Here is an 11620-nt window from a genome sequence, read left to right as displayed (position 1 = left end):
CCGTCAAACAGTGGCGAGGACTTGCCACCCGGTACGACAAACTGGCGTTGACGTATCGGGCGGGTGCGCTCCTACATGCGGTCTTCCTGTGGTCGCGCCACATAACCCTTTAGGAGACACGCCCTAGGTCGACGTGATCTCCAAGAGCACGGTGTCGAAACCGGTCTTGTCGATCTTCAGGTGCTCGGGGGCGAATAAAATTCTTCGACATCGGCGCCTTGGTGTACTTCCTTGGCAAATCGATCTGGACCGTGACCGGCTTCACCGTCGACCACTACCGCGACGTCTGCGCGATTTGCACGAGCAGATCGAGGCCGACGGACTGTTCCTGGCTTACTTTTCTCGAACACTCTTCGAGGCCAGAAAGCCTGTCTGATCGGAATTCATCGCTGAACGAATCGATCAGGAATCGAGAAGCATCGGTCACCGAACTGCCGCTAGCGTTGGCGTACAGAACATCAATCCGAGGCTCCCGCCAATGATCTCCAGGAAAGGCCGTGTCCGAGATGAAAACAATGACGTGCAAGCAAATGGGAGGGCCATGCAACACCCCATTCCGCGGCAACAAGGCTGACGAGGTCATAAAGTCGCAAGACAGCCATTTGAAAGAAATGGTCGCAAGCGGTGATGAAACGCACCGAGGCGCACTGGCGGACATGCAGGGCAGGTGGAGACGTCCGATCGCAGGCATGGGGTGGTATGTGAAAACCAAAAAGATGTTTGCTGCTCTGCCCGAGGACTGACCCGTCAGCCCGAGAAGCCCTCGGCCGCGGTCTGTTCGATGAGGCATTGAGTCACCAGCGCGAGCGGAGGCCAGTTGAGCCGGCCGTGCCGAGCGACGGCATATGCCCGCAACTCGACATTCGGGGCAGTCAACGGGATCAGCCGAACTCCGGCGATCGTGACGGTACCGAGGGGCAACAGTCCCACGCCGAGACGCGCCGCGATCATGCCCTGCACCAGGTCGAGACTGTCAGCTTGGTGGGTGATGCAGGGCGTGAAACCCGCCATCGAGGCGAGTGTGCGGATCACTGTTTCGTCGGCAGTGTTGCGGGAGTTGACGATCCAGTCATGGGCACGAAAACGGTCGAAGACATCCATCGTCGCCTCGTCGTCGAATTCTGCGCCCGCGGGCACCCCCAGTCCCCATCTCGCGGTCCACAAGTCGGTGACACGCACACCACGATCCTCGACGGCGGGCGCAAGCGTGTAATCGTAGGTGAGCGCCAGGTCCACCTCATCGGCAGCCAGCAGCGCAAGCGCTTCCGCGGGTTCGTGTTCGCGCACCAGAACGCGAACGTGGGGATGACTCTCGGCCAAGTCGAGTACGACGGGCAGCAGAAATGAACGGATGGCGGTGGCGAACCCGGCGACTCGCAAGGTTCCGTTCGGCTCCGATCCGGGGGCGAGATCGAGGCGGGCGGCCTCGACTGCCGCGAGAATCGTCACCGCGTGTTCGGCCAACCGGCGCCCTGCGGGGGTGAGCCGTACCCTTCGACCCTGCGGTTCGATCAGCGCGGTACCCACCTCGCGGGCCAGGACGGCGATCTGTTGAGACACCGTCGAGGTGGTCGTTCGTTGCACGTCGGCAACCGCGCGCATCGATCCCAGCCGGGACAACTCCACCAAAAACTGCAGCCGCCGTGTCTCCATTCTCCAATTGTCGATGATTTCCGAACGAATTGTCCATCGATGGCGCGTGGACATGAATGGTCCGCAAGCTCTTTACTCGAGCCCATGACCTCACGCCCCCCACACGCCCGTGTCGTGTTCGGCCTCCGCAGCGCCGACGTCGGCGCTCTCATGGCGACCGTATCGATGTCGAGCATCCAGCTTGGGCTGGCATTGTCGGTCACCGTGCTCGACCAACTCGGCGCCCTGGGGACAGCTGGACTGCGCCTCGGGTGGGGTGGACTCTTGCTACTACTGCTGGTCCGACCCAAGCCCCGCGACTTCACCGGCCGAGATCTAATGGCGTGCATCGCGCTAGGCGCGGTGACCGCCGGCATGATGGTGTTTTTCATGCTCGCGGCCACCAGACTGCCGCTCGGTACCGCCAGCGCGCTCGAATTCCTCGGTCCGTTGACGGTATCTCTGTGCGGCCCCGGTGGTGGCAGACGCAAACTCTGGGCCGCTCCAGCCGCCATCGGGGTCCTACTGCTCACCGAGCCTTGGAGCGGCGGCATCGATGTACTCGGTGCCGGTTTCGCTTTGACCGCTGCAGCCTGTTGGGCCTGCTACATCTTGCTGACCCAGCGTGTCGGTGACAACGTCACCGGATTGAGTGGCCTTGCCCTTTCCATGCCCGTGGCCGGCGTTGTCGGGCTCCTCGTTGCAGCGCCGACGCAGCTCAGCCGCGTGACCTGGCAACTGTTGGCCCTCATGCTGGGGCTGGCAGCGCTCAGTGTCGTGTTGCCGTTCATCCTCGAGTTCCTCGCCCTACGCCGCTTGACCACCTCCGCCTTCGGCACCCTGATGAGCCTCGAACCCGCCATCGCATTGCTCGCGGGGCTGGTGGTGCTCGGCCAGAAACCCGGCCTTTTACCCGCAGCCGGCGTGGCCTTCGTCGTGATTGCCGGTATCGGCGCCACCCGCGCGGGCGCCCGGCCCGCATCCGTACAAGCGCCAACCGACGATCACAGAGCACCCGTCCCGCAATAGTCGCGCCGCGCAAGTGACGCCGGTGATGGTGACCAGACCGCCATCACCGCGGCGTGCGCGACATCAACAGGCCAGCGAATCAAGCGTGAAAATCTCAATTCTATTGCAGCCGAACTGAACAACCGTCCACGAAAGTGCCTTGGATTCAGGTCACCCGCAGAGTGCCTTGCCGTGGAGCTTGTTGCATTGACAGGTTGAACCTGGCGTCTTACACCTCGCGGGCATATCGGGCATATCGGGCTCTCGGGAGCTCTCTGGGAGGGGTAGGCGCTTTTGTTGGTTTCGAGTCGGAGCGTACGGCTCGGATCTGCAGCGCAGACACCGAAACAACGAGAAGCAGCAGGCTCGTGGCCAGCCCACCGAAACCGATTCCGGTAAGGATGGGCCCGGCCAGAGCGCCTCCGGCGGCCCCGACGATGTTCATGACGAAGTCCGACACGCCTTGTACCGGCGCTCGCTGTTCCACTGGGAGGGCGGCACTCAACATTGCCGAGCCTGCAACCGTTGTTGCAGACCACCCGAGGCCCAACAAGATCAAACTCGCCGTGACCGTCACGGCATCGTTCGCACCGAAGGCCGCCACCAGCAATGCAGTGGCGAGCAGAGCCTGCCCGACGAGAACGGCTACGTGTCCCCCCGCTCGGTCGGCGAGGATTCCGAACAGCGGTGAAAAGCCGTACATGCCAGCGACATGCAAGCTGATGGTCACTCCGACCACAGTCAAAGAAGCGCCGTGCGAAGTCAGGTGCACCGGCGTCATTCCCATTAAGGCGACCATGACGGCATGGCTCAGCGCAATGGTGATCACAGCGCGACGCGCCCCGCTGTTCCGGCGAAGGATAGCGAAGCCACCGGAGGGGCGCTCGCTCGTTGTCTCGTTGTGCGCGGGAGCGGGTGCGGCTTCGATTGCGAGCAGAAGCGGGTCCGGGCGCAAGCTGGCAAAGTACAGCGCCGCCCCCAAAAGCTGGGCAACACCAGCGATCACGAAGCCCCCGGTGAATTCGGGGAGTCGCAGTGCGTGCCCCAGTGCCTCGCCAGGTTCGGCAAGATTGGGGCCCACGACGGCCCCGATCGTGGTGGCCCAGACGACGAGCGACAGATCGCGACCCTGCCGCTCCTTCGTTGCTAAATCCGTTGCTGCGAAACGGGCCTGGAATCCGAGCGCAGTTCCGGCACCCATGACGATCAAACTGGCGAGCACGAGAACGGCGTTGCCGGCTGCCGCCCAGCCCGCGACACCAAGGGCCCCGACAGCCGCGATGACGGCTCCCGAGGCCATGGACACGCGTCGGCCACGTCTGCGTGCCAGAAGTGCGAGCGGGATCGCGAAGAGAGCAGCGCCGAGAGTGTTCGAGGTTGCAGCCATCCCGGACCACGAGGCGGATCCTGTGACGTCGGTGACGAGCAAAGCGCCCATACTGACGGCAGCGCCCATGCCGAGGCCGCCGAGAACTTGACCGGCCGCGAGGACGCCGACGGTGCGCTGCTGGATCCGGTGGTGCGCGCCCACCTGCGCAGCCGACGTCAGAATGTCAGGCATTCGCCATCCTCGGGAATCGAGATGCGGTCGGTGATCCCATGGAGTGCGGCTTCTCGGTGGACGTCTTCACGTGTGACCGGGCAGTGATTGAGCGCCTCCATATGGACGCTGACGATGTGCGCCCGGGGTGCCAGGCGAGCGACTTCTTCTACGTCGTCGGGGCTCATGATGATGGGCCCCATCGGCGTCGGGGTCGCGCCGCCGGTATTGAGAACGACAATGTCGGGGGCATTGTCCCGGAGCGTGTCTCGCACGTTGTCGGTCATCACCGTGTCGCCTGCTACGTACACCGTCGGTTCGCTGTCGCGACGCAGAATGACGCCCATCACCTGTCCGAGAGAGGGCAGCGCTTCCAGGATTTCGTCGGAACTGTGCTGTGCGGACGTCCGCGTGAACTCGATATCCGACACGACGATCGGTTCGTCGAGTATCCGGACGTCGGTGAACCCGTAGCCGGTGATGATGTCGGCGTCCTCGGCGTGCTGAACGAGGATCGGCACCTCACGCGGCAGCATTGACGCTGCGGCAGCATCCCAGTGGTCGGCGTGAGTGTGCGTAACGACGACCACGTCGGGAGTTACGAGTCGTTCGAGGGGAACGACGAGGTCGACCATGGGGTTGCGTGCGGTGTTTCCGCTGACCGCGGGAAACGGGTCCATCGAGCCGCGCGCGCCGAGCATCGGGTCGATCAGCACGGTCGAGTTGTCGTAGTCGATCAGCATCGTGGCATTGCGTACGTGCGTCATTTTCATGCGTGCAAGCTCAATTCTCATGTCAAAAACACTGTTTACCGTGATACGCGGTAGCGCACGATTACGACTGTGTCGATTCGGGTCACCGGATATCGGCGATGCGTTTCCCGCCTGACCGCGCCGTTGGCCACCAACCCACGACCGCGCTCAAAGTTCGTATCACCTAGCCTGGTATCTCGAAAATTTGCTTCTACAGCCGCGTGAATCGCGCCGAGTACCGAGCCCACGGCTCAGCGACAACTTCAGCGTGGCGGTGGGTAGCGAAGTAGCTGCATCCGAGCATGCCCGCGTCCGGTGACGGAGGTACCTGCGTCACGGGCGCGCGCAGTGATGTGGTCCGGGCGCCGCGTAGTCCGACGTCATCCGCCGGCGCCCGGCGTTGAACCAGAGATCAATGGGTCGAGTGTTGTTCGTTCGAGGCGCGTCCGTGATGGTTTTGGAATGGACTTCTGGACTCTCAGTGCAGTTTTCGATGTTTGGACCAGTCGCCGGTAACCGTGGCCTACCAACGTAGCGGAGGGTGTATTCACGCTGCAGACATCTTGTAGTGGTCAGCAATAAGTTCCACCGACCGTGCTTGGTCATGATGTGTGTTGCTCAGACCTACGAGCATAATTTCGTTCACTCCCGTTCGGTTCTGAAGCTGCTCGAGCTCATCAGCGACCTGCGCTGCGGTGCCATGGGTGTAATGGTCCAGAAATGAGTCGATGACGTTTCTTTCTTGGGGGGTCGCCGGATAGGCTGCCACCTCGTCGGGTGGGAGCAGTGCGTAGGGCTTGCCCTGGAACATCCTGAGCATCGCCATGGCAGCGGATGCTGTGTGGCGCTCCGCTTCTGCGGCATCGTCCTGTGCCAGTGCAGCTACGCTCAGAAGGCTATACGGCTCAGAAAGTACGCCGGAAGGCCGGAAGTTTTCTCTATACAGGCTCATCGCCGTGTCGACGTCGGCATTACCGAACTGCAGCGCAAAGGCGTAAGGCCGACCGAGCTGACCCGCGAGCTGGGCAGAATACGGCGAAGAACCCAACACCCACACATCCGGACTGGTTGCCGGTCGCGGTACCCGGTTCTCATCGGCTTGCCACGGGCCAGGAACGGCGTGGACATTTCGGTAGGGGTGACTCGGCGGAAAGTCGTCGGCGAGAAGCCCGAGCAATTCCACAACTTGTTGCGGGAAATTATCATTCGCGTCGATGCCCCGCCGTAGCGCCGCTGCGGTCGGTGAATTCGTGCCGGGGGCACGTCCAAGCCCGAGGTCGATGCGTCCCGGCGCGAGCGTATCGAGCATGCCAAACTGCTCGGCGATAACCAGGGGCGCGTGGTTGGGAAGCATAATTCCGCCCGCCCCCAATCGGATGCGCTTCGTCTCGGCGGTCAACCTGGAAACCATAATTTGGGGTGACGAGGTTGCAGCACCCGGCATCGCGTGATGTTCGGACATCCAGAATCGGTGGTAGCCACGCCGCTCCGCCAACTTGGCCAATTCGATGATGTCCGAGAACGTCTCCCCCACTGTGTGGCCCACGCCGGTCGATGCGTTGTCAAGAATCGATAGGGCGAAGGGAGCTGTGCCGGAGGGGGTTGGAAAGATCATCGAGACACTCAATTCTCACGTTTGTGAATGATTTTTAGCGTGAGTCGAGCGTAGCAAGTATCACGGCAGAAGGCCACTGCTAACATGAGACAATGACCATTCTGGCCTTGCCGCCCGCACCAGGATCCGATGAACACGTCAGTCTCGCCTTGGCCAACACCGCGGTCGCTCTGCCAGGCGGTCACCGTTTCGACGAGTTGACCAGCCCGGACGCGACCACCGAGTGGCTCGAAATTCATGGACTCGTTCCCGACCGGACGACTCTGCAGTCGTATTGCCAGAATCGGCTCACCGGCCTGCGGTCGGACATTCGGGCAGCCTTGACAGCCCAGGTGGAGGGCACCGTTCCCCCGCGACACGCCGTGGATGGCATCAACCGCGCCCTGGCCAGCATGCCCAGTGCGCCTGTGCTGCAACACGACGCCAATCACGGCTTTCGCCGGACAATCAAGCATCCGACTACGCGTCTGGTCGAGCACGCTATGTCGCAGATTGCCGCAAACTGCGTCTTACTTCTGACCGGCGAGGACGCGGGAGCGATCGCTCAATGTCAGGCATCGCCGTGCGACCGTTTCATGTTGCGCACTCATGCCCGCAGACATTGGTGCTCGGTCCGCTGCGGAGACCGAGTCCGCGCCGCACGGGCTTACGCCCGTAAACAAGGCACACCGCCTTGACCATCCTCGGCAGGGGCCAATCAAGCGCGAAGCTCATGCTCATCGGGTGCGAAAAATTTGCCGGCCAGCGAGGTGAGTTCGATACGGGGCCTCGGTGACCGACGGGGCCCACCACGCGGCAAGCCGTTCTCCAAGCCGTGCGCCGCGTTGATGACACGGTCGACGATCCCTACTCGCTGCAAGGCTAGGAGACCTCGGTCTCAGGATTGGCCTACGGCGACCTCTGTACGGGAGCAGTGTCCGCGCCGACTACCCCCCTACCGCTAGAAATAGCCCCACCGCTTCGCAGGCACCGACCAGCCGGCGGGCTTGAAATGCACCGAACTGGGTCAGTGGTTTCTGTGGCCAGAGGGCGCGTCTGTTTTACTGTCGCTGTGAATTATTCGAGAAAGGTCACAACGCCCAAGTGCGCTGTTGGTGACACCGTACAACTGCGGCGGGGCCGGGGTGCCCTCGTCACGGGCACTGTGGTCGAGGATTTCGGTGACTTCCTGCTGCCGGCAGATCGGCTCGGACGCGAGTGGGCTGCCCCGCATCGATGGGCGATCGCGGTCGAGGGTGGCACGTTGACGTTCGCCGACGATGACGACATCGTCGATGTCTCCGATCGATCATGACGGTTGCGGGGATGGATTCTCGCGCTCGACCGGACGACCGGCACATCAACGAGCGTCCACCAGGCGCGCCGCAGAAGGTGTAGTTTTCCGCGCGCCGGGGCACCCTAGAAGAGTCTTACCGCGACGACTTGTCGCCAAAACCCTTTGGAGAACTCATGACGATGCCGAGCGACGCCGACGCCGTTGTCCCCAACCATGGCAGCAACGACGGTCCGCGGGAGCACACTGCAGAGCCTGACGCAGTCGAGGGTGCGCATATCGACGACCACAACGTGCCACATCCTCCAAAAGAGGAGAACTCACAACCCTGAACCGCACACCAGAGACTGGCCCGCTCTGACTTCACGTTCAGCTGCGGTCCGTTCTTGCTTTTCCGGCACCCCACTGGATCGTTATACGGGTTGCTGGGCAGCGTCAGGGCAACGCCTATTGCTGCGAGCAGGGAATCAGCCCCGAACTTCGCATCAGCGATTGATCCCACTGCTGCGCAACATCATCCAGATCAGTAGATGCAATAACCTTCTTTGCCGCAGCCATCACCGGCGGCACACCTTTCGACGACACATCCCGTCCGACATTCCGCATAAAATGAATCCGACACCGCTGCCACGAAGCTCCAGTGAACTGAAGCGCCACAGCAGCTTTCCAATCAGCATGCCCATCCGAGATGACCAGGTACGAAAAACAGCACTTCCGCACCGTCAAGTAAACCTGACACAATCACCACGCTTGCGTTCCACAGGGAGCGAGTGCGTTCAAATGCCTGTCACCGGGGACATGTTGGAAGCTCTGGATGAGCACACCTACTGGATACGAGCCGACGTTCCTGCCACCCCGCCGACGAACTCGGTGCACCGATCCGGCCGGACCTCGTGTGGTTGCGGGGTGCCGACACGCAGCCGAACGCTTCTGGCGACCAATTCTTCGAACCGCTCTGGTTCGTTGTTCACTGGGTGAGACAACAGATCGAGAAACTTTCAAAGCTCGTAGTCTCGATGTATTTCGGTGTTCTACCGTCGAATTCGACGCATCGCGGCGCGTAATCGGCGTTCGAGTTCTCTAACGGATGGGTGAGGGCCGAGATCCTGGCGCGGATCTCGGCCCTCGTGTGGGCTGTTCGAATCTTAGTGAGCTGCGGCGGTGATTCCTGACGCAACCGCAGTGTGTTGGCAGCGACCACCAACGTTGGGTTGAGAGCTGCGGACGCGGGAGGTAACGACGACCGCATCGCAGTGGGCACGGAACCGGCAGGATGTGGGTTCCGGTGAACGCCTCGACGACATCGTTTCTTTTTGGATCTGTCAGATCCGGGCGGAAAAGGTTGTACACGAACGGGTTGTTGATCATGTGCGTGTCGACGCATGTCGGGTTCACCGAGTTCACCCGTATGTTGTACTGACCCAATTCCCGCGCCATCGATGTCATCAACCCTGTGACACCGTGTTTGGAGGCCGAATACGACGCGATGTTGGACGAGCCCTTGAGCGCTTCGGTGGATCCGGTGAACACGATCGATCCGCCGTCGCCTTGTTCGATCATCGTCGGGACGGCCGCTTTGACGGTGTTCCACACGCCGGTGAGGTTGATATCGAGCATTTCTCGCCACGCATCTTCGTTGATCTCCCAGCTCAATCCACCTGCGCAAATGCCCGCATTCGGTAGGACGATGTCGACGCGGCCGAATAGATCGACGCCCTCACCGAAGACGTTCGTGATCTGGGTGCTGTCGCGGACATCGGCGGCTCGGGCGAGGATGCGCCCCCGGTGTCCTCGACCAGTCGTATGGTCTCTTCCAGGTCTTCCATTGTCGCGCCGTCGCATTGGGTCGACGCCGGCTTGCGGCAGGAGTCGAGGCCGATGATATCCGCGCCCTGGCGTGCCAGTGTCAGTGCATGCGAACGGCCCTGTCCGCGTGCGGTTCCGGTGATGAAGGCGACTTTTCTCTTGAGCTTGCCCACGATGAGTACCTTTCGTTCGCCCGAGCGCGCTGTGTGTTATCCGCTGTGACGGGGGTGGGTGCATCGCTGCCGTGTTCATCGGCGTCGTCTTTTGCACGGTGGTCGCGGAGAATGTTCGCAATGTCGATGGCGTCGCCTTCGGGTGCGGTGGAGCGCTTGTACGGCTTGGCGACGTACATGTAGACCAGGCCAACTGCGGCGACGACGAGGAAACCGATCAGTGCGATCCATCGGTCGTAGAACGCCAGGCTGGTGTCGCCGTTGGGGCGGGCCAGCAGGATCATCGACAGCACACCGTAAATCAGCGCTCCGATGGACACCGGCCATCCCCACTTGCCCAGAGTCCACCGGCCACCTGGCTGCCATCCTTTGGCCCGAGCACGCAGCGAAGCGAAAACCACCATTTGAAATGCGAAATAGCCGGCGAGCATCTGGAATGCAGCGACCCGGAACAGGGCGCTGGGGAGGAAGTAGAGCACGCAGCCGTTCACCCTCGAGACTCCGAAGCACTGCGCCGCTTGGCATTACCGGCCGAGCAAGCAACCGCCTGACAGGCGCACATGCCCCTCGTTCAACACGAACAATCACATCGACAGCTCGTCCGACACGCTGTCATCCGCGGGTGTTGTTGCGCGGCCCATGCGGAACCTCCGATCCTCGTAACACGATGGGACCGTCCAGGCTCGACCGAACTCCAAGTCGAACGACTTCGGCTCGAATGGGCTTTGACCTCCCGCCGGGTAGCTGGTGAGTTCGCCGACCACAATGCGGTTACCGACGAGGTAGAGATCGACCCGGACGAAATCGGTCGATTGCCCCAACAGCTCGGCGATGTTGATCATCTCGGTCAAATTGTCGGGCATTGGGTGCGGAGGGTTCGCGTGCGGGTGGCCACCACTGAGGGGAAGGTGAGTCCATGCTCTGCGATAGAAGTCCTGGGTGCGGCGTCCAAAACGCCCGGTGTCGACTTGAACGAACTCGCAGCGACCATGAAAGACGAAGAACTTGAAGTCGTCGGCAATGCCACCGTCCGGCCCACGGAGCAACTCTTCGATCAAAATCTTCCGCGGGACGCGGCCGTACGCCCATTCGCGGTTGGGACCTTGCCCGTACAGCTGTTCGAGCCAGTACCGGGCGATGCGTACCAACTGCTCACGGTCGACGGCCTCGGGTCGAGCATGCGTGTAGGACCAGCATGCGTCCACGGAAGGAAGTGTCGCCGCCGAGTCGGCGTGCCCGGAAATGACAACGACAGCGCCACTACCATGGGTCGGTTTCACGACAAACTCTGTTGGAAGGCCGATGTCCCTCAAGACAGAAGGATCGTCGGTGACAGCGTAAGCAACGGGCAGATAGCCTTCCCCCACAATGGAAGTGACGTAACGGCGCACAGCCGCCTTGTCGGCGAACGTCACCAGCAGTTCCCGATGGTCCCGCAACATCTTGTACTTCACCTTGTCGGTGAACGTGCTCGGCCGCCTGCTGCGGAGCAAACGCCACCGGCGCACCAGTGAACTACGCTCACGCCATCTCGCCCTCCTCAACTACGACGCCGGCCGATGATTTTTGCCCTCGAAGAATGTCACTCGAGAATCAACCCTGACTCGAAATGTGAGCAGCCCGAAGGTGCCTGGCCGGCCGCCGCGCGATCGCTGGTTCGGACATCATCCGCCGATACAGAAGCAGGTATGCACTAAGCCTGAATGCACCGATGAGGTAGCCGCTCAACATGCGCGTTAGACGCGAAATGCCCTGCTGTGGTGGACGAATGGGACTTTCTACAGAACCGATTCTGACCACAAGAAGGGCATCTCGCAGATG

The 11620-nt window shown here is 61.8% G+C and carries 13 protein-coding genes and 1 pseudogene; 5 read left to right on the top strand and 9 right to left on the bottom strand.

The window, feature by feature from the left end; translation table 11 throughout:
• Positions 1-506: 506 nt before the first annotated feature.
• The gene (locus QMK17_RS25475) at positions 507-743 is read left to right on the top strand and encodes a hypothetical protein (protein ID WP_283512081.1); all 237 of its coding nucleotides are present in this window, start codon (positions 507-509) and stop codon (positions 741-743) included.
• Positions 744-747: 4 nt separating this feature from the next.
• Here the strand turns inward: QMK17_RS25475 and QMK17_RS25470 are convergent, their stop codons facing one another.
• Positions 748-1653, bottom strand: a complete 906-nt coding sequence (locus tag QMK17_RS25470; protein ID WP_283512080.1) for a LysR family transcriptional regulator — start codon at positions 1651-1653, stop codon at positions 748-750.
• 84 nt (positions 1654-1737) lie between these two features.
• On the opposite strand from QMK17_RS25470, the gene QMK17_RS25465 reads away from it, so the two are divergent.
• Complete coding sequence (locus QMK17_RS25465; RefSeq protein WP_283512079.1) at positions 1738-2661, top strand: EamA family transporter; 924 nt, start codon at positions 1738-1740, stop codon at positions 2659-2661.
• Between the two features lie 208 nt (positions 2662-2869).
• Here the strand turns inward: QMK17_RS25465 and QMK17_RS25460 are convergent, their stop codons facing one another.
• The 3 genes from QMK17_RS25460 to QMK17_RS25450 form a co-directional block, all read right to left on the bottom strand.
• Positions 2870-4201, bottom strand: a complete 1332-nt coding sequence (locus QMK17_RS25460; RefSeq protein WP_283512078.1) for an MFS transporter — start codon at positions 4199-4201, stop codon at positions 2870-2872.
• Complete coding sequence (locus QMK17_RS25455) at positions 4186-4974, bottom strand: MBL fold metallo-hydrolase (protein WP_283512077.1); 789 nt, start codon at positions 4972-4974, stop codon at positions 4186-4188. The genes QMK17_RS25460 and QMK17_RS25455 overlap by 16 nt, the downstream gene beginning before the upstream one ends.
• A 505-nt stretch (positions 4975-5479) precedes the next feature.
• On the bottom strand, positions 5480-6547 hold the full coding sequence (locus QMK17_RS25450; RefSeq protein ID WP_283512076.1) for an LLM class flavin-dependent oxidoreductase: 1068 nt from the start codon (positions 6545-6547) through the stop codon (positions 5480-5482).
• Positions 6548-6639: 92 nt separating this feature from the next.
• Between QMK17_RS25450 and QMK17_RS25445 the strand changes: the two genes are divergently transcribed.
• The 3 genes from QMK17_RS25445 to QMK17_RS25435 all read left to right on the top strand — a co-directional run bounded on the left by QMK17_RS25445 (position 6640) and on the right by QMK17_RS25435 (position 8152).
• Positions 6640-7224 (top strand): CGNR zinc finger domain-containing protein, encoded by a 585-nt coding sequence (locus QMK17_RS25445; protein WP_283512075.1) that lies wholly within the window; start codon positions 6640-6642, stop codon positions 7222-7224.
• Between the two features lie 374 nt (positions 7225-7598).
• Entirely contained in the window at positions 7599-7841 is a 243-nt protein-coding gene (locus tag QMK17_RS25440; RefSeq protein WP_283512074.1) for a hypothetical protein, read from the top strand.
• 155 nt (positions 7842-7996) lie between these two features.
• Positions 7997-8152, top strand: a complete 156-nt coding sequence (locus QMK17_RS25435; protein ID WP_283512073.1) for a hypothetical protein — start codon at positions 7997-7999, stop codon at positions 8150-8152.
• 160 nt (positions 8153-8312) lie between these two features.
• Here QMK17_RS25435 and QMK17_RS25430 read toward each other — a convergent pair.
• The 5 genes and pseudogenes from QMK17_RS25430 to QMK17_RS25410 form a co-directional block, all read right to left on the bottom strand.
• Positions 8313-8516, bottom strand: a pseudogene (locus tag QMK17_RS25430) (transposase); the annotation flags it as partial.
• 128 nt (positions 8517-8644) lie between these two features.
• Positions 8645-8791: a hypothetical protein gene (locus tag QMK17_RS25425; RefSeq protein WP_283512072.1), complete on the bottom strand. Its 147-nt coding sequence runs from the start codon at positions 8789-8791 to the stop codon at positions 8645-8647.
• 109 nt (positions 8792-8900) lie between these two features.
• A complete protein-coding gene (locus tag QMK17_RS25420) occupies positions 8901-9662 on the bottom strand; it encodes an SDR family NAD(P)-dependent oxidoreductase (protein ID WP_283512071.1) in 762 nt (253 codons plus the stop codon).
• Between the two features lie 64 nt (positions 9663-9726).
• Entirely contained in the window at positions 9727-10278 is a 552-nt protein-coding gene (locus QMK17_RS25415; protein WP_283512070.1) for a hypothetical protein, read from the bottom strand.
• Between the two features lie 105 nt (positions 10279-10383).
• Positions 10384-11307, bottom strand: a complete 924-nt coding sequence (locus tag QMK17_RS25410; protein WP_283512069.1) for an ATP-grasp fold amidoligase family protein — start codon at positions 11305-11307, stop codon at positions 10384-10386.
• Positions 11308-11620 lie beyond the last annotated feature (313 nt).

Origin of the sequence: Rhodococcus sp. G-MC3 (assembly GCF_030063335.1) — a bacterium.
Lineage (GTDB): Bacteria > Actinomycetota > Actinomycetes > Mycobacteriales > Mycobacteriaceae > Rhodococcoides.
This window is presented reverse-complemented; position numbering and strand designations above follow the sequence as displayed.